The sequence below is a fragment of the uncultured Jatrophihabitans sp. genome, assembly GCF_964244045.1.
GTDB lineage: Bacteria > Actinomycetota > Actinomycetes > Mycobacteriales > Jatrophihabitantaceae > Jatrophihabitans.
This window is the reverse complement of record NZ_CAXTHK010000004.1, coordinates 174,657-192,051: the sequence shown is the minus strand read 5'-3', so window position 1 is coordinate 192,051 and position 17,395 is coordinate 174,657. Positions and strand designations below refer to the sequence as shown.

14 protein-coding genes and 1 pseudogene are annotated in these 17,395 nt (G+C 69.7%); 9 read left to right on the top strand and 6 right to left on the bottom strand.

Annotated features, from left to right (window positions below):
- Nucleotides 1-22 precede the first annotated feature (22 nt).
- Nucleotides 23-319: a putative quinol monooxygenase gene (locus tag ACFFC4_RS05355; protein ID WP_375498521.1), complete on the bottom strand. Its 297-nt coding sequence runs from the start codon at nucleotides 317-319 to the stop codon at nucleotides 23-25.
- Between the two features lie 81 nt (nucleotides 320-400).
- Here ACFFC4_RS05355 and ACFFC4_RS05350 point away from each other — a divergent pair, with 81 nt between their 5' ends.
- Nucleotides 401-1,117 carry a histone H1-like repetitive region-containing protein gene (locus tag ACFFC4_RS05350; protein WP_375498519.1) on the top strand — a complete coding sequence of 239 codons (717 nt, stop codon included), beginning with the start codon at nucleotides 401-403 and terminating at the stop codon, nucleotides 1,115-1,117.
- A 50-nt stretch (nucleotides 1,118-1,167) separates the two neighbouring features.
- Nucleotides 1,168-2,529, top strand: a complete 1,362-nt coding sequence (locus tag ACFFC4_RS05345; protein ID WP_375498517.1) for an RNB domain-containing ribonuclease — start codon at nucleotides 1,168-1,170, stop codon at nucleotides 2,527-2,529.
- A gap of 130 nt (nucleotides 2,530-2,659) precedes the next feature.
- On the opposite strand, the gene panB is transcribed toward ACFFC4_RS05345, so the two are convergent.
- Nucleotides 2,660-3,493: a 3-methyl-2-oxobutanoate hydroxymethyltransferase gene (gene panB / locus ACFFC4_RS05340; protein ID WP_375498515.1), complete on the bottom strand. Its 834-nt coding sequence runs from the start codon at nucleotides 3,491-3,493 to the stop codon at nucleotides 2,660-2,662.
- Nucleotides 3,494-3,618: 125 nt separating this feature from the next.
- Nucleotides 3,619-5,337: an NAD+ synthase gene (locus ACFFC4_RS05335; RefSeq protein ID WP_375498513.1), complete on the bottom strand. Its 1,719-nt coding sequence runs from the start codon at nucleotides 5,335-5,337 to the stop codon at nucleotides 3,619-3,621.
- Between the two features lie 86 nt (nucleotides 5,338-5,423).
- On the opposite strand from ACFFC4_RS05335, the gene ACFFC4_RS05330 reads away from it, so the two are divergent.
- The 6 genes from ACFFC4_RS05330 to ACFFC4_RS05305 all read left to right on the top strand — a co-directional run bounded on the left by ACFFC4_RS05330 (nucleotide 5,424) and on the right by ACFFC4_RS05305 (nucleotide 14,167).
- Entirely contained in the window at nucleotides 5,424-7,022 is a 1,599-nt protein-coding gene (locus tag ACFFC4_RS05330; protein ID WP_375498511.1) for a CocE/NonD family hydrolase, read from the top strand.
- The gene (locus ACFFC4_RS05325; RefSeq protein WP_375498509.1) at nucleotides 6,995-7,234 is read left to right on the top strand and encodes a CocE/NonD family hydrolase C-terminal non-catalytic domain-containing protein; all 240 of its coding nucleotides are present in this window, start codon (nucleotides 6,995-6,997) and stop codon (nucleotides 7,232-7,234) included. Before ACFFC4_RS05330 ends, ACFFC4_RS05325 begins: the two co-directional genes overlap by 28 nt.
- A 264-nt stretch (nucleotides 7,235-7,498) precedes the next feature.
- A complete protein-coding gene (locus ACFFC4_RS05320; protein WP_375498507.1) occupies nucleotides 7,499-8,800 on the top strand; it encodes an Ig-like domain-containing protein in 1,302 nt (433 codons plus the stop codon).
- Nucleotides 8,801-8,849: 49 nt separating this feature from the next.
- Nucleotides 8,850-10,208 carry a type I glutamate--ammonia ligase gene (gene glnA, locus ACFFC4_RS05315; protein WP_375498505.1) on the top strand — a complete coding sequence of 453 codons (1,359 nt, stop codon included), beginning with the start codon at nucleotides 8,850-8,852 and terminating at the stop codon, nucleotides 10,206-10,208.
- Nucleotides 10,209-10,244: 36 nt separating this feature from the next.
- Nucleotides 10,245-11,123 carry a type 1 glutamine amidotransferase gene (locus tag ACFFC4_RS05310; protein ID WP_375498503.1) on the top strand — a complete coding sequence of 293 codons (879 nt, stop codon included), beginning with the start codon at nucleotides 10,245-10,247 and terminating at the stop codon, nucleotides 11,121-11,123.
- A complete protein-coding gene (locus ACFFC4_RS05305; RefSeq protein WP_375498501.1) occupies nucleotides 11,120-14,167 on the top strand; it encodes a bifunctional [glutamine synthetase] adenylyltransferase/[glutamine synthetase]-adenylyl-L-tyrosine phosphorylase in 3,048 nt (1,015 codons plus the stop codon). Before ACFFC4_RS05310 ends, ACFFC4_RS05305 begins: the two co-directional genes overlap by 4 nt.
- 262 nt (nucleotides 14,168-14,429) lie before the next feature.
- Here ACFFC4_RS05305 and ACFFC4_RS05300 read toward each other — a convergent pair whose 3' ends face one another.
- Together ACFFC4_RS05300 and ACFFC4_RS05295 are read right to left on the bottom strand one after the other, a co-directional pair.
- Nucleotides 14,430-15,173, bottom strand: a complete 744-nt coding sequence (locus ACFFC4_RS05300) for a TIGR00266 family protein (RefSeq protein WP_375498499.1) — start codon at nucleotides 15,171-15,173, stop codon at nucleotides 14,430-14,432.
- Nucleotides 15,164-15,982, bottom strand: a complete 819-nt coding sequence (locus tag ACFFC4_RS05295; protein ID WP_375498497.1) for a phosphatase PAP2 family protein — start codon at nucleotides 15,980-15,982, stop codon at nucleotides 15,164-15,166. The genes ACFFC4_RS05300 and ACFFC4_RS05295 overlap by 10 nt, the downstream gene beginning before the upstream one ends.
- Nucleotides 15,983-16,035: 53 nt before the next feature.
- Here ACFFC4_RS05295 and ACFFC4_RS05290 point away from each other — a divergent pair.
- A pseudogene (locus ACFFC4_RS05290) lies at nucleotides 16,036-16,362 on the top strand (DUF1348 family protein).
- 3 nt (nucleotides 16,363-16,365) lie between these two features.
- Here the strand turns inward: ACFFC4_RS05290 and ACFFC4_RS05285 are convergent.
- Entirely contained in the window at nucleotides 16,366-17,289 is a 924-nt protein-coding gene (locus tag ACFFC4_RS05285; protein ID WP_375498495.1) for an SMP-30/gluconolactonase/LRE family protein, read from the bottom strand.
- Nucleotides 17,290-17,395: the final 106 nt, after the last annotated feature.

Here is a 17,395-nt window from a genome sequence, read left to right as displayed (position 1 = left end):
CGATCGGTCAGGTGTCGATCGGTCAGGTGTCGATTCGGGTGAGCGCGTGGATCACCGGAGCACCGGCCAACCCGTCGCCGGCCACGGCGAACGTCTGGGCAATGTGCTCGGACTTCATGTGCGCGTCGAGGTCGTCCTGCCCGCGCCACGACTCCACGGTGACGAACACTCCAGGCGTCGTGTTCGACTCGTACAGCTCGTAGGACAGACAACCCTCCTCGGCACGGGTCGGCGGGACCAGCGCACTCAGCGCATCGCGGACCAAGTCGGCCGAACCCTCCTTCGCGGTGATGACGGCAACGACGGGCAGCTCAGACATCGATGATCCTTTCCGAAAGGGACCGACGATCGACCCCCTGCGAACGATGCTCCCTGCGCGTCCACACGTCTACATACCTTGATGTATGTTCTTGGCGTCGAGAAATATCCGGTGGCGTACCGCTTGCCCGGCTTTGCCGCGTCCGACATCATCGCGAGGGTGAAAGCCCTGCTGCGCAAGGGATTTGGTCTCGTCCTGCTCTCCGCGACGACGGGCGCATTGTTTGTGGTGCGCACGGTGCGTCGCAAACAGACGGCGCGCCGTGTTGACGACGACGTCTGGTCATCGTCCACTTGGTCGCAACAACGAAGCACGTCAACGAACGTTGCCGAGGAGGCACACCGCATGACCGCAGCCAAGAAGGCACCGGCGAAGAAGGCCGCAGCCAAGAAGGCTCCGGCCAAGAAGGCCGCAGCTGCCACCAAGACCGTTGCTCGCAAGGCGACGTCGATCGCGAAGAAGACGGTGGCCAAGACGGCGCCTGCGAAGAAGTCGCCCGCGAAGAAGGCGCCCGCGAGCAAGGCGGTTGCGAAGAAGACCGTGGCGGTGAAGAAGACAGTGGCCAAGGCGCCGGCCAAGAAGGCAATCGCGAAGAAGTCCGTCGCGGCGAAGAAGACAGTGGCCAAGGCGCCGGCCAAGAAGGCGCCAGTCAAGAAGACGGTCGCCAAGAAGACGCCGGCCAAGACGGCAGCCAAGACGGCGCCGGCGAAGAAGGTGGCCACCAAGACCGCGGCCACCAAGACCGCGGCCAAGAAGGCGCCGGCCCGCAAGGCGCCGGCCAGGAAAGCGACCAGCTAATCCAACGCGTCGCCGGTGTACCCCTCGACTTCGCCGCTCTGCGGTCGGAGTTGGGGGTACCCAGCGACTTCGCGTCGGACGTCCTGGCCGAGGCGCAGCAGAGCGCGAGCCATCCGCAGCTGACCGGCGTCGACGCAACAGACATCCCGTTCGTCACCGTCGACCCGCCGGGCAGTACCGATCTTGACCAGGCGGTGCACCTCACGCCGGACGGTGACGGCTTCGTGGTCCGCTACGCGATCGCCGACGTCGGGTCCTTCGTCCGTCCGGGCGGCGCGTTGGACGCCGAAACGCACCGCCGTGGGGAAACCCTCTACTTCCCCGATGCCCGTGTGCCTCTGCACCCACCGCTGCTGAGCGAGGGCGCCGCGAGCCTGCTGCCCGGTCAGATCCGTCCGGCCGTGCTCTGGACGATGACCCTGGGCGCCGACGGCGCGGTGCGCGCGGTCGACGTCGTCCGGGCGAAGGTGCGCAGCATCGCTCAGCTCGACTACCCCGGCGTTCAGGCCGCGCTCGAGGCCGGCCGGCTGCCCGGGCCGATCGCCGCCCTGCCCGCCGTAGGTCAGGCGCGGCTGGCGCTCGCCCGCGCCCGGCACTCGATCAACCTCGACCTTCCCGAACAGGTCGTCGCACCCGGGGGTCCGCTGGGCTGGACGCTCAGCCTGCGCGCCGATCTCGACGTCGAGCGGTACAACGCCGAGATCTCGTTGCTCACCGGCATGTGCGCGGCGAGGATCATGATCGACGGCGGCTACGGGATCCTGCGCACGGTGCCGCCACCTGAGGAAGGGGCCGTCGCCGACCTGCGTCGCGCCGCGGCTGCGCTCGGAGTCGACTGGCCGGACGGCGCCGCTCCCGGTGACGTCCTGGCCACCGTCGACCGCACGGACCCGCATCAAGCCGCGGTGATCGAGCACGCGGTGTCGCTGCTGCGCGGCGCGGCCTACACGGTCTTCGATGGCCCGCCGCCCGCGCAGCCGCTGCACAGTGGCATCGGCGCCGCGTACACGCACGTGACCGCGCCGCTGCGCCGCCTGGTCGATCGCTACGCAGCGGAGATCTGTCTACACCTGCACGCAGGTACGCCGGTGCCTGCGTGGGTGCGCTCCGCGTTGCCGACGCTGCCCGCCGAGATGGCTGGGGCCGACCGGCGCGCCCACGAGATCGACCGTGCGGTCGTCGATGCCACCGAGGCCTTCGTGCTGCGTGATCAGGTAGGCAGCGTGTTCGAGGCCGTGGTCATCGCCGCTGACGGCAAGGCCGGCACCGTCGTCCTCGACGACCTAGCAGTGCGCGCACGCTGCGTCGGCGCGAATCTCCCGGTAGGGGAGCGGGTCCGGGTGCGGTTGACCAGCGCAGACGTGACCGCGCGCACCGTCCGGTTCGAGAGAGTGGATGGGTCGCACCCGTAGCGCACGAGCAGTCCGAGCTCGACCCCGGCACAGGACCGATGTGCGCGCGTCGCGTTCTGCCACCGACTGCAGTGGCACAGCCACATCAGGCTGCCATCACCTGCGATGGCAGAACAATGCGCGCCGCTGGTCAGTTGTACTCGTGCTCCGGCGCGGGGTAGCTGCCGCCACGAACCTCGGCGGCGAAGGAGCTGGCCGCGTCGTGCAGCACCCCCCCGACGTTCGCGAACTCCTTGACGAACTTGGGCGGCTTGCCGGTGCGCAGCCCGGCCATGTCCTGCCACACGAGCACCTGCGCGTCGCACGACGGTCCCGCGCCGATGCCGATCGTCGGGATGTCGAGGGTGGCCGTGACCTGCGCGGCTACCTCGGAGGGCACGACCTCCATGACGACCGCGAACGCGCCGGCGTGCTGCAGCGCCTTGGCGTCCTGCAGCAGGCGGTGGGCACCCTCGTCGCCGCGACCCTGCACCCGGTAACCGCCGAAGGCGTTGACCGACTGCGGGGTAAGGCCGATGTGCGCCATCACCGGGATGCCGGCCGAGACCAGCGCCTCGACCTGGCGGGCGACGCGCTGGCCGCCCTCGAGCTTCACGGCCTGCGCCCCGCCCTCCTTCATGAAGCGGGCGGCGGTCTCGAGCGCTTGGGTGCGCGAGGCCTGGTAGGAGCCGAAGGGCAGGTCGGCGACAACCAGCGCGCGCGAGGTGCCGCGGACGACACCGCGAACCAACGGCAACAGCTCGTCGACGCTCACTGGCACGGTCGTGTCGTAGCCGTAGACCACGTTGGCGGCCGAGTCGCCGACAAGCAGGACGGGGATGCCGGCCTCGTCGAAGACCCGGGCGGTGGAGTAGTCGTACGCCGTCAGCATTGGCCAGCGCTCACCACGCTGCTTGGCCGCCTGCAGGTCGCGGATCGTGATCCGTCGGGAGGTGATGCCGCCGTAGAGGGCAGTCTCAGCCATGGTTCGCCTCATCTTCTTCCTCGAGGCCGTCGCAGCGGTCCCCGGGTTTGTCATGCGGACGAAACAATGGTGCAACGTACTTGTCGGTAAGTCTCGGCCTAGTGACACGCGACGCACAATTGTGATCAGCCGTTCTCGCGCCACCGGTTCGTAATTGGCAGCCGGCGGTCGCGGCCGAAGGCCTTGTAACTGATCTTGGTGCCCGGCGGATATTGACGACGCTTCCACTCCGCGGTGTCGACCATGCGCGAGATCTTGCGCACGAGGTCGGGGTCGAAGCCGTCAGCGATGATCTCCCGAACGCCACGGTCGCCGTCGACGTAGCGGGCCAGGATCGCGTCGAGCACCTCGTAGTCCGGCAACGAGTCGCTGTCGAGCTGGTCGGGGCGCAGCTCGGCCGACGGCGGCTTGGTGATCGAGTTCGGCGGGATGGGCGGCGTCGCACCTACGGCCTCCGCCTGCGCGTTGCGCCATCGGGCCAGCGCCCACACGAACGTCTTGGGAACGTCCTTCAGCGGGGAGAAGCCGCCGATCGACCCGGCGTCGTAGATCGTCGCGTAGCCGACCGCGAGCTCACTCTTGTTGCCGGTGGCGAGCACCAGGTGACCCTCGGTGTTGGACAGCGCCATCAGCGTGGTGCCGCGGACCCGGGCCTGCACGTTCTCCTCGGCGACGCCGGTCAACGACAGCATCCCGACGAAGTCGTCGATGACGGTCTTCATGGGCACCGACCGGAAGTGCGCGCCCAGCCGGGTCATCAGGTCCTCGGCGTCGCTCTTGGAGTGCTCGGTCGAGTACGCGCTCGGCATCGAGACGCCGTGCACGTTCTCGCCGCCGATCGCGTCGGCGGCGATCGCGGCGACGACAGCCGAGTCGATCCCGCCCGAGACGCCGAGCACCACCGAGCTGAACCCGTTCTTGCGCACGTAGTCGCGCAACCCGACGACGAGCGCGTTCCAGACCTCGGCCTCGTCGGACAACCGCGGAGCCACGGGCGCCGGCTCGGCCTCATGGGCAGGGGCGGGCGCGACCGACGTCGCGACGCGCGTGACGGTCAGCGATTCGCCGACGACCTCGGCGGGGGAGTCGGATGCCTCCGCCACGGGCACGTCGACGACGAAGACGCCTTCTACGAACTGCTGGACGCGGGTGACGAGGGTGCCGTCCGGAGCGACCACCATCGAATCACCGTCGAAGACGAGTTCGTCCTGCCCGGCCACGGCGTTGACGTAGGCAATGGGGGCGCCGGCCTCGGCCGCGCGACGCTGCAGCAGCGGCAGCCGGACGTCGTCCTTGTTGCGCTCGTAGGGCGAGGAATTGATGTTTAACACGAGGCCGATGCCGGCCCGGCCGGCCACCGTGAACGGGCCGCCGTCCTGCCAGACGTCTTCGCAGATGGTGAGCGCGATGTCGACGCCCAGGTGCCGCACCACCGTCAGCGAGGTGCCGGGGACGAAGTAGCGGCGTTCGTCGAACACTCCGTAGTTGGGCAGGTGATGCTTGTAGTAACGGGCCACCACCTCTCCGCCGAGCAGGAACGCCGACGCGTTGCGCGGGGCGCCGTCGTCGTCGACGAAGCCGACCACCACGGCCGTTTCGCCCAACCCGGTATCGCCGAGCGTGATGGCCAGCTTCTCGACCGCAGCGCGCGACGCGGCCCGGAACCCGGGGCGCAGCACAAGATCCTCGACCGGGTAGCCGGTCAGCATCATCTCGGGGAACAGCACGATGTGCGCCCCGGCGGCTGCCGCCTCGGCGGTGCGGGCGACGACGGTCTCGGCGTTGCCGCTCAGATCGCCGACGGTGTAGTTGACCTGGGCCAGGGCGAGGCGCAGCGCGATCACGCGTCCAGTGTGGCGCACCTGTCCCGATGGGTAACCCCTCGCCGCTTAGCTCGTTGTGACCAGCAACGCACTCAATGGGGAGAGTCATGTCGCTGCACCGTCGCTCGCCGACCACATCCCTCGCGGCCCTGTCGCTCGCCGCCCTGGCCGTCGCCGGGTCGCTCACCGGCTCGCTGGCCGGGGCACCTGCTGCCGGCGCGGCCGGCCCGGGGTACTCCGTGACCGCACTGCACTTCGCGGTAACCGTGGGCCCGACCCGCAGCCAGGCCTGCGACATCGTCGGCGACCTGTACCTGCCGGCGACGGCGTCGGCCAGCCACCGCGTGCCGGCCATCCTGACCACCAACGGCTTCGGTGGCTCGGCCGCTGACCAGGCGCCGTTCGCCGAGCAAGAGGCGACCAAGGGTTATGCGGTGCTGTCCTACGGCGGCCTCGGTTTCGGCGGCTCGGGCTGCAAGATCACCCTGGATGATCCTGATTACGACGGGCAGGCCGCGAGCCAGCTCGTCAGCTACCTCGGCGGAGCCCCCGGCATCGCCTTCGCCGACGCCGCGCACACGACGCCGGCTCCGCGACTCACCTCGGTCGTGCACGACGCCAGGGACCACGCCGGCACGGCGCGGACCTACGACCCGCGCGTCGGCATGTGGGGCGGCAGCTACGGGGGAGAGGTGCAGTTCGCGGCCGCGTCCGTGGACCCACGAATCGATGCGCTGAACCCGCAGATCACCTGGAACGACCTGTCGTATTCGCTCGGCCCGAACAACGCCACGGCGCCCGGTTCCGTAACTGTGGCCGACCCGGGCGCAGTCAAGCTGACCTGGGGCCTGCTGTTCTCCTCCGTCGGCATCCTGGACGGCGTGCAGTACGGCCAGGCCGACCCCTACCGGCTGGTCGGGTGCCCGAACTTCGCTGACTTCGTCTGCACCGCATTGCTTGCGGGCGGCAGCACCGGATATTTTCAGCCGAGCGACGTCGCGGCCCTGCGACACGCGTCGGTGTCCAGCTACCTGTCGCACATTCGCGTCCCGGTGCTGTTGGACCAGGGTCAGACCGACACGCTGTTCAATCTGAACGAGGCGATCGCCACCTACACGGCGTTGCGCAAGCAGGGCACGCCGGTGGCCATGCTGTGGCGCGAGCAGGGCCATTCCGGCGGTACCCCGTCGGCGGCTGGCAAGGCCTATGAGGACGGCCGCATCCAGGCCTGGTTCGACCATTACCTGAAGGGCTCGTCGGTGAGCACCGGTTCGGCGTTCGCCTACTACCGCGACTGGACGGGCACCTTCGCGCAGGCCTCGAGCTACCCGGTCGGCCGGTCGCGTACCTACTACCTGTCTGGCGACGGCGCGCTGGCAGCGTCGACAGCTTTCGTCAAGCCCGGTTCGCAGAGCTTCACGACCACCGGTGCCGGCGTGCCCACTTCGCTCGCCGACCTCGACGCGATCGGCGGTGAGGTGCCGGGCGGCGTGCTGCCCAGCGTGCCGGACACGAACGCGCCCGGCACCTTCGCGTCCTGGCGTACTCCGGTCCTGAAGGCGAATACCGACGTCGTCGGTTCTCCGGTCCTCCGGGTTCGGATCAAGCGCCGACCGCGACCGCGTCCTCAGCGGCCGGTCCGGGTGGGCAGGTGGTGCTGTTCGCCAAGATCTACGACGTGGGTTCCGACGGGACGGCCGCCCTGATCAAGGGCCTGGTCGCGCCGGTGCGGGTGGCCGACCCGAACGCGACACTGCAGGTGACGCTGCCGGCGATCGCCCACCGGTTCGCGCCGGGCCACCGCGTCCGGATCGTGCTCGCCGGCGGCGACGTCAACTACCGCGGCGGTCTCGTGCCCACCCCGGTGACGGTGGTCGGCGGGAGCGGTCAGACTCTGGCGCTGCCGGTCGTCGGCTGAGGCGCGACGGCATACCGGGCAGGCGCCGCGCATTCGGCGAAAAGGTTCTCGGTCAGGCAGAATGGCCTCAACCCGGCGCGGCAGCCCGGTGAGCACCGCTCGTCGGTGACTGATCGGTCTCACCAGGCAACCGAAGTCCGCCCGGATTCGTCTCCTCAAGTGTGCACCGATCGTAATAACGACGCGCCGTGTTGTCGGTGCGGGTCGGTAGACACTGGACGACACTGGAGCGACTGGTTGTCGCAGCGCGTACGGAGGATTTGGATGCATCGGGTCGGCAGTACTGGTCAGCGTGGCATGGCCGCCATCGGCGCGGCGCTCGTTGCGCTGGTGACCCTCTCGGCGTGTACCTCCGGCAACGACAACCGGCCCGACGCCAACGCGTCGGCAGCCGACAACGGCTCGGCCTCGGCCGACAGCTCCAGCGGCGCCTCGGCGCCCTCCTCCTTACCTGCCGCTCCGGCTGCCGCGGTCACCGTGGCGGCCACGGGCGGGTTCACCAAGGCCGACCCGGCCGAACCGGTCACGGTCAAGGTCGCAAACGGCACGTTGACCGCGGTCGTGCTGAAGAACGCTGCGGGCAAGCCTGTCAAGGGCGCGCTCGGGGCGGGCGCGACGTCCTGGTCCTCGAGTGAGGACCTCGGTTACTCGAAGATCTACACCCTCACCGCCACGAGCAAGGACGGCGCCGGCCGGGTCGCCACCAAGACCCAGAAGATCGACACAGTCTCGCCGAACAATCTGACGCAGCCCTACCTCAACAACATCTACGGCTCCGCGCTCGACAAGGGCGCCACCTACGGCGTCGGGATGGTCGTCTCGGCCTACTTCGACGAGGACATCCCCAACAAGGCGGCGGCCACCAAGGCCCTCGAGGTCACCACTACCCCGCACGTCAACGGCGCGTGGTACTGGGTGAACCAGCACACGGCGCACTGGCGTCCGCAGTCCTACTACCCCCCCGGCACCAAGGTCAGCGTCACCGCGAAGGTCTACGGCAAGAACCTGGGCGGCGGGCTCTACGGCCAGTCCGACGTCAGCACCAACTTCGTCATCGGCGCCAAGCGCTACTCGGTGGCCAACGCCAAGACCCACCAGGTGAAGGTGTACTTCAACGACAAGCTGGTGCGGACCATGCCGACGTCGATGGGGCAGGGCGGCTACGTGCAGGGCAAGAACGGCCAGATCTCGCTGTGGACGATGCCGGGCATCTACACCGTCATCAACCACGAGAACCCGGCGCGGATGTCGTCGGACAGCTACGGCCTGCCGGCCAGCTCGCCCTACGGCTACGCGGCCGAGAACGTTTACTGGGCGACGAAGATCAGCATCGACGGCATCTACCTGCACCAGCTCGACAGCACGGTCTACGAGCAGGGGCGCAGCAACGTCTCGCACGGCTGCCTGAACCTGAACCTCAAGAACGCCAAGTGGTTCTACAAGAACGCCCGCGTCGGCGACGTCGTCCAGGTGGTGCACTCCGGCGGGCCGAAGATCGAGGTCTGGCAGGGTGGCGACTGGTCCGTCCCGTGGACGACCTGGACGAGCGGCAAGGTAGCGAGCTGACGCCGACGGCGTAATGTCCTGGTAACGCCAGGGCGTGAGAGTGGAGTGCATGGACCGCCAACAGGAGTTTGTGCTGCGCACCATCGAGGAGCGCAACATCCGCTTCGTGCGGCTCTGGTTCACCGACGTTCTGGGCACGCTCAAGTCGGTGGCGGTCGCGCCGGCCGAACTCGACGGGGCCTTCGAGGAAGGCATCGGCTTCGATGGCTCTGCCATCGAAGGGTTCAGCCGCGCAAGCGAGAGCGACATGCTGGCCCGGCCCGACCCGGCAACGTTCCAGATCCTGCCCGAGAGCGACGGCCGCACCCCGGACTCCGCGCGCATGTTCTGCGACATCCAGATGCCCGACGGCTCCCCGTCCTGGGCCGATCCGCGTTACGTCCTGCGGCGGGCGCTGTCGAAGGCTGCGGAGCGCGGGTTCACGTTCTACACGCATCCCGAGATCGAGTTCTTTCTGCTGAAGAATCGCCCGTCCGACGGTTCGGAGCCACTGCCGATCGACAACGGCGGCTACTTCGACATGTCGAACCACGACGTCGCGCACGACTTTCGCCGGGCAGCGGTCGGCGCGCTCGAGGGGCTGGGCATCTCCGTCGAATTCAGTCACCACGAGGTCGCGCCGGGACAGCAGGAGATCGACCTGCGCTACGCCGACGCGCTGTCCATGGCCGACAACCTGATGACGTTCCGGCATGTGATCAAGGAGGTCGCGATCGCTCACGGCGCGCACGCGACCTTCATGCCCAAACCGTTCCGACACCAGCCGGGCAGCGGCATGCACACGCACCTCTCGCTGTTCGAGGGCGACCAGAACGCCTTCCACGACCCCAGCGACCCGCTGAACCTGTCCAAGACCGCGCGAGCGTTCATTGCCGGGCTGCTGGTGCACGCACGCGAGATCACCGCGATCACCAACCAGTGGGTCAACTCCTACAAGCGGCTGTGGGGCTTCGGCGCGCCCGGCTCGATCGTTGAGGCGCCGACCTTCGTCTGCTGGGGCCACGCGAACCGTTCGGCGCTGGTCCGGGTGCCGCGCTACAAGCCGGGCAAAGCCGGGTCGACGCGCGTGGAGCTGCGTTCCCCGGACTCCGCCTGCAACCCCTACCTGGCCTTCGCGATCATCCTCGGGGCCGGCATGAAGGGCATCGAGGAAGGCTACGAGCTGCCGCCGGGCGCCGAGGACGACGTGTGGTCGCTGTCCGACGTCGAACGACGTGCGCTGGGCTACGACGAGCTGCCGCACAATCTCGCCGACTCCCTGCGGGTCATGGAGGATTCCGAGCTAGCGGCCGAGGTGCTCGGCGAGCACGTCTTCGACTTCTTCCTGCGCAACAAGCGCGAGGAGTGGATCGAGTACCGCGCCGAGGTCAGCCCGTTCGAACTGCGCCGGTACCTGCCGACGCTCTGAGCCGGCGCCCGCCCCCGGCTCACTAAGCTCGACGGTGTGAGCGCTCCCGTCCTGGTCGTGCAGCCGTCCGGCAGCGACCCGGTGGGCCGCCTCGGGGACTGGCTGCGCGACGCGGGGTTGTCGCTCGAGGTCGTGGACGCACCGGACTTCCCGGACACCGTCGAGGGCTACGCCGGCCTCGTCGTCATGGGCGGCCCGATGGGGGCCACCGACGATCTGGACGTTCCGTGGCTGCCGCAGCTGCGGGCGTTGCTGCGTGCCGCGGTCACCGCGGAGGTGCCGGTCCTGGGCGTGTGCCTCGGGGGGCAGCTGCTGGCCGCAGCGCATGGTGGACGGGTCGTGCGCGATCCGGACGGCCCCGAGCTCGGTGCGCAGCTGGTCGCCAAGCGCTCGGCCGCGGCCACCGATCCGCTGTTCCGCACGCTGCCGATCACCCCTGACGTCATCCAGTGGCACTTCGACACCATCACCACCCTGCCGCCGGGGGCGGTCCAGCTGGCCAGCTCGCCGGTCTGCGAGAACCAGGCGTTCCGGTTGGGCCGCGTCGCGTGGGGCCTGCAATTCCACATCGAGACGACGCCCGAGGTCGTCCGGGCGTGGGCCGACCAGGACGCCGGACAGCTGGCCGAGTACGACCTCGACGCGGTCGTTGCCCGGGCCGCCGCCGTGCATCCCGACGTCGAAGAGGTCTGGCGGCCGTTCGCCGAATCCTTCGCCGACGTCGTCCGTGACCCGGACGCGGTGCAGCCCGCGCGCGGGCCGGCGGTGTCGACCGCCGCGCCGGTCACCGACCAGGAGGCGATCCGGGCAGCTCTGAACGGGCTGGCTGCCGAGCAGACGGCGGCCCGCGCCCCGATGCCGATGCCGATGCCGATGCCTATGCTGCGCCCGGACGCGGGGGACACGAGCCGGTGACCGCCGCGCCGGAGGTTCCCCCGCGGGTGGCGGGCCGGTTGTCCCGGCTTTCGTTCGCCGAGGCAGCCACTGCGGCGCAGCTACTCGTCGACGAACCACTGGCCTGGTGGAACGCCGCGACCAACGCGCCGGTCAGCGATGCGGCCGCGGTCGTGGTCGCTGCTCTCGGACGGACGGCCGACCCCGACGGCGCCCTGAACGCGCTGGCCGAGATCGCAGGCACGCACGAAGGTCGGGGGCTGCGCGAGGCGCTGGAACTGCTGCCCGAGCTGCGGGCCCGGCTGTTGGCGCTGCTCGGGGTGTCCGTCGAGCTGGCGAACCACCTGCGCGTACATCCGGCTGACTGGCAGGTGTTACTCGACGACTTCGACCTCACCGGCGCCGGACGGCGCATCGCCGCCTCGGTAGGGGCCGACGTCGACGACCCGGTCACAGGCACCGGCGGTACCCGCGCCACCGTGCGCGGACTCGACGCCGTCTATGCCTTGCGCGACGCCTACCGCCGGGAGCTGCTCGCCATCGCCGGGCGCGACCTGTCGGGCGACCTCGACCTGCGGGTGGTCACGGAACTGCTCGCCGACCTCGCCGGGCACACCGTGCAGGCCGGGCTCGCTGTCGCCCTTGCCGAGCAACCCGATGACGCCGCGCCGTGCCGACTGGCCGTCATAGCCATGGGCAAGACCGGGTCACGCGAGCTCAACTACGTCTCCGATGTGGACGTCGTGTTCGTGGCCGAACCGACGGACGACGCCGACACCGACGCCGCCCTGCTCACCGCGTCCCGCATGGCCGGCGAGATGATGCAGGTCTGCCGCGGCGCGGCCTGGGAGATCGACCCCAACCTGCGTCCGGAAGGCAAAGACGGCGCGCTGGTGCGCACGCTGGCCAGCCACGAGGCGTACTACAAACGCTGGGCCAGTACCTGGGAGTTCCAGGCCCTGCTCAAGGCACGGCCGATCGCCGGCGACCTCGCGCTCGGCGAGGACTACGCGCACGTCATCGCGCCGATGATCTGGACGGCGGCCGAGCGGCCGAACTTCGTCGCCGATGTGCGGGCCATGCGGCGCCGCGTCGTCGACCACATTCCCAAGCACATCGCCGCCCGCGACATCAAGCTCAGCCACGGCGGCCTGCGCGACGTCGAGTTCGCCGTGCAGCTGCTGCAACTCGTGCACGGTCGCGCCGACGAGACCTTGCACGTGCCCGAGACGCTGCCCGCGCTCGATGCCCTGCGCAACGGAGGCTACGTCGGCCGTGACGACGCGGTCAGCCTGATCGACGCCTACCGCTTCCTGCGGGCCACCGAGCACCGGTTGCAGCTGCGCCGGCTGCGGCGCACGCACGTGCTGCCTGACGATCCCGAGACGCTCGAGTGGGTCGGCCGGGCGATGGGGTACCGGCCCGATCACCGCGGGTCCTCACGTGCGGTGTTCGAGGCGGAATGGAACCTGCACGTGCGCGAGGTCCGACGGCTGCACGAGAAGCTGTTCTACCGCCCGCTGCTCGAGGCGGTGGCGCGGGTGCCGTCGGCCGAGCTGCGGCTGACGCCCACCGAGGCCGGTCGTCGGCTCGAGGCGCTCGGCTTCAACGACCCGGCCGGGGCGCTGCGGCACATCGAGTCGCTGACGCAGGGCCTGAGCCGACGGGCCGCCCTGCAGCGCACGTTGTTGCCGGTGCTGCTGTCCGAGCTCGCCGACGTGCCCGATGCCGACGCCGGCCTGCTGGCCTACCGCAAGCTGTCCGACGACCTCGGCTCCACGCCCTGGTACCTGCGCTTCCTGCGCGACGGCGACACGGTGGTCTCGCGGCTGGCCTACGTGCTCGGCACCAGTCGCTACGCCGCCCGGATGCTCGGTCGGGCGCCGGATGCGTTGCGGATGCTGGGCTCGGCGGAGCAGCTGCGCCCGCGGGAGTCGAAGGAGATCCTGTCGTCGATGCGCGAGACGGCGGAGCGTCAGGACACACCGGGGACGGCCGTCACCGCCGTCCGTGCTGTTCGTCGCCAGGAGCTGCTGCGCACCGCGTTCGCCGACCTGCTCGAGGTGTCCGACGTCCGGCAGGTCTGCGCCGCGCTCAGCGCCACCACCGAGGCCACGCTCGAGGCAGCGTTGCAGGTGGCGACCCGGTCCGTCCTGGACCGCCGCCACCTGGACGAGTTGCCCATCAGGTTCGCCGTCATTGCCATGGGACGCCTCGGGGGTGCGGAGGTCGGGTACAGCTCCGACGCCGACGTCATGTTCGTCCACGACAGCTTCGACGGCGAAGCGACCGGCGCCGCCGACGGCGAGCTGGCCAGCAACGTGGCCCGCGACATCGCCGGTGAGCTGCGGGCGTTGCTCGGCGCGCCGTCGTCGAGCGACCTGCCACTGGTCGTCGACGCCGACCTGCGACCCGAGGGACGTAGCGGACCGCTCGTGCGCACGCTGGCGGCGTACGAGCGCTACTACGGCCGCTGGTCGTCACCGTGGGAGGCACAGGCCTTGTTGCGCGCACGACCGGTTGCCGGCGATGCCGAACTCGGCCGGCTGTTCGTGCAGATGATCGACCCGGTGCGCTATCCGATCGGTGGGGTCTCGCCGGCGGACCTGCTCGAGATCCGCCGGCTCAAAGGCCGGATCGACAGCGAGCGGCTCCCGCGGGGAGCCGATCCGACGACGCACACCAAACTCGGGCGCGGGGGACTCGCCGACATCGAGTGGACGGTGCAGCTGCTGCAGCTCGGTCACGGCGCCGAGGTGCTCGAGCTGCGCACCACCCGCACGCTCGACGCCCTCGCCGCCGCGGCGCACGCCGACCTGATCGACGGCGACCAGGCCGACGTGCTCGACACCGCCTGGCGCTTCGCCACCCGCGTTCGGAACGCCCTGATGCTCGTGCGCGACAAGCCCGGTGACCAGCTGCCGGACATGGGCGCCGAGCTGGTCGCGGTCGCCCGGGTACTCGGCTACCCGCGTGGGACGGACCCAGGCCAGCTCATCGACGACTACCGCCGAGCCGGCCGGCGAGCCCGAAAGGTCGTCGAGGATGTTTTCTACGGCTCGTGACGGGTCCAGTGCCGGTGCACACGAGGCCTTGACCCAGCCTTGATCGCTGTTTGAGGACGTCGTAGGGCCGCCACGCCACCGGCCGCGCCGCGCCGCAGTGGCTGTTAACCGTCTGGGCCGCGTTGGCCGCTATCGCAGTCTGCGTCGTGGCCGTGTTCTACACGCCGATCGAGCCGCCGGCCGCATGGCGCAGCGCGGAATCCGCGGTGGTCTCGGTCGGGCGACACGCACTGCCCCGCGACGGGCTCAGCCTCTGAGCCGGTTAGCGGAACAGCCCACCGACTCCGCCGCTGAGGCCACCCAAGCCGCCCAAGCCCTCGCGCGGCTGCTCGCCCGGCACGGCCTCGCCGACCCAGGTCGCGAACGCGTCAGGATTGCGGGACTGCAGCAGCACCAGCCCCGGACCCCAGAAGTCGAAGACCCAGCCCTCGCCAGACTTCATCGACTGGATCGAGCGGCCCTGGGCGGCTCGGCGCATCTGGAAGCGAACATTCAGCGAATACGCGACGACGTGGCCCGTGTCGATGGTGACCATGTCGCCGTCGGCGAGGTCAATCATGTCCACCGCGCCGTAGATGCTGACGATGGCCTGGCCCTGGCCGGACGCGCGGAAGCCGAAGCCGCCCTCGCCGCCGAACAGGTTGGCCATGCCGCCCCACTGGGTGTCGATCTGCACGCCGCTGGAGTTGGCGATCCAGCTGCCGCGGCGCAGGAAGAACGGCGTGTCCGGCTCGACGTCGATGGACACTGTGTCGCCGGGCAGTACCCCGGCGACGTCGACCCAGCCGCCCTGCGGCGGCGCGGTGTAGGTGGTGACGAAGAACGAGCCGCCGCCCAGGACGCTGCGCTTGAGGCCGGCCATGACGCCGCCCTGCGCCTTGGACTCGAGCTGCACGCCGGCGCTGTGCGCGATCATGGCGCCGCCCTCGACGCGAACCGCCTCGTTGCCGGCCAGCATGCAGCGCGCGACGGTGAACGCCGGCGCGTGTCGGGTGTCTACTCGCATGCGCCGGATCCTGCCACGGGGGCCGCGGCGCGGGGAGGGGTGAACGCGCCGTGCCCGGACAGTAGATATTGCAGGCCGAAGGCCAGCGCGACGACGAGCGCACCGCCCACCGCGTCGAGGCCGAAGTGGTTGGCCGTTCCGATGATCACGACGCACGTCCCCATTGGGTACGCGAGGCCAAGCCAGCGCCACCGGCCTTGAGCGCACTGGAACACGGCGATCCCGACCCACAAGGCCCAGCCGACGTGCAGGCTGGGCATGGCCGCGAATTGGTTCGAATGCTCGGCGATGTTCGGGTCGGCGAACGAGCCCCAGGTGTGGTATTTGATCACCGTGTCGACGTATCCGGGCAGCAGCCGTGGCGGGGCCGTCGGGTAGAGGTAGAAGCCGAGCAGCGCGATGAGCGTGATCGACACCAGCACCGTTCGCGCGCCGCGGTAAACGTCAGGTTTGCGCAGGAACAGCCAGATCATCGTTGCCGGCGTGAGCACGAAGTGCAGCGTTGCGTAGTAGTAGTCGAAGCCCTGCGCCAGCCACTCGTGCGACGCGACGAAGTGGTTGAACGTCAGCTCCCAGCCGATGTGCAGCCTGTCCTGCAGGTCGTCGATCGCGCGCGCGTGCCGGAAGGCGACCGCCGGGTGCGTCGGGATCGCGTTGCGGCCCAGGGTGTACATCCAGTAACCGAAGGCGATGATCAGGATTTCCTCCCACCACCGCGGACGCCGTGGGCGCAACATCGCGTAGGGCAGCAACCCGGAAAAGCGGCGGCGGTGACCGGACGACGCCTTGACCGCCCTCGTCACCGCCACGTGTCGATTCTCCCGGACGGCCCGACAGCGGGTCCGGCTGGGATGCTCTGCTGATGACCGATCGCCCACCGCTGCCGCCGTTCACCCGCGAGACCGCTGCCCAGAAAGTGCAGGCCGCAGAGGACGCCTGGAACACGCGTGATCCGGACAAGGTCTCGCAGGCGTACACCGCGGACTCCGTCTGGCGTAACCGCGACGCCTTCGTCACGGGGCGCGAGGAGATCGTCGCGCTGTAGACGGAGAAGTGGGCCCCTGAGCAGGACTACGCGCTGCGCAAGAACCTGTGGTCGTTCACCGACGACCGCATCGCCGAGAACGAGCGGCGAAACTTCGGGCCGCGGCCCGAACACGAGCGTGGCATCGACTTCCCGCTGCTGTAGCAGTCATCGTCCCACTGCGCTGACGGCGACCGCGGTCTCGTGCAGGCTGCCGAGGTAGAGCACGCCGCCGCGTTCGACCACGCCGGTGACCATCGAGTACTCCTCGCCGGCTGCCTGGAGGTCGTGCACGAGCTGACCGTCGAAGCTCACGGTCACCACGTGCACTGTCCGCTTCGGTGCCGGCTTGAGGCGGTCGGGCAGCAGCCACACGAGTTGGCGAAGGAACCCGGGACGCGGTAACAGCAGGTCGAGCAACCGGTCGCGGGGGGCAGCCAAGGTCACCCAGATCAGCCCGTCGCTGCCCAGGCTGATGTTGTCGGGGAAGCCAGGCAGGTTGTCGATCAGCACGTCGTGTGCGCCGGTGCGCTCGCCGGTCAACCAGTACCGGGTGAGCCGGTAGGCACCGGTCTCGGCGACGACGACGCACGATCCGTCCGGGGCCAACGCAACGCCGTTGGCGAAGTGCAGGCCGTCGAGCAGTGTCTGCACCAGGCCGTCGCGATCGCGCCGGAACAGCCTCCCGGTACCTGCGTGCTCGAGCAGGTCGCCGAGGTAGTGCTCGAGGTCGAAGTCGCGAGTGGAAGCGGTGAAGTAGATGGTGCCGTCGGGCGCCTCGACCACGTTGCTGGCGAAGTTCAGAGCAACCCCGTCGACGGCGATGACGAGCGGAGTCACCGTCCCACCCGTCTCGATGTCGATCTGCAGCAACCCCAGCTCCGCATCGCACGCGAGCAACCGTCCGTCGGCGCACCATTCGAGCCCCAGCGGGCGGCCACCGGTGTTCGCTACCTCCTCGACGGCGCCGTTCGCCGGGTCGACCCGCAGAATGCGCCCGTCGGCGACGCCGGCGAGGATGCGCCCATCGGCATCGAGCACGACGTCTTCGGGGCCGATGCCGGGCAGCTCGAGGCGGCGCAGCGCCAGCACGCGCTCGTGGGATCTACGGGGTGCCGATCGCGGCGGGGACCAGCGGCGGGGGCGAAGGAGTCTGCGGTACACGCCGTCACGGTACGAGACCGACTCGTGGGCGGGC

Bases quoted from the DNA above. Each gene is read 5' to 3' on its own strand.
- ACFFC4_RS05355 (WP_375498521.1), bottom strand. From the start codon at position 319: ATGTCTGAGCTGCCCGTCGTTGCCGTCATCACCGCGAAGGAGGGTTCG.
- ACFFC4_RS05350 (WP_375498519.1), top strand. From the start codon at position 401: ATGTATGTTCTTGGCGTCGAGAAATATCCGGTGGCGTACCGCTTGCCC.
- panB (WP_375498515.1), bottom strand. From the start codon at position 3,493: ATGGCTGAGACTGCCCTCTACGGCGGCATCACCTCCCGACGGATCACG.
- ACFFC4_RS05330 (WP_375498511.1), top strand. From the start codon at position 5,424: ATGTCGCTGCACCGTCGCTCGCCGACCACATCCCTCGCGGCCCTGTCG.
- ACFFC4_RS05320 (WP_375498507.1), top strand. From the start codon at position 7,499: ATGCATCGGGTCGGCAGTACTGGTCAGCGTGGCATGGCCGCCATCGGC.
- glnA (WP_375498505.1), top strand. From the start codon at position 8,850: ATGGACCGCCAACAGGAGTTTGTGCTGCGCACCATCGAGGAGCGCAAC.
- ACFFC4_RS05300 (WP_375498499.1), bottom strand. From the start codon at position 15,173: ATGCGAGTAGACACCCGACACGCGCCGGCGTTCACCGTCGCGCGCTGC.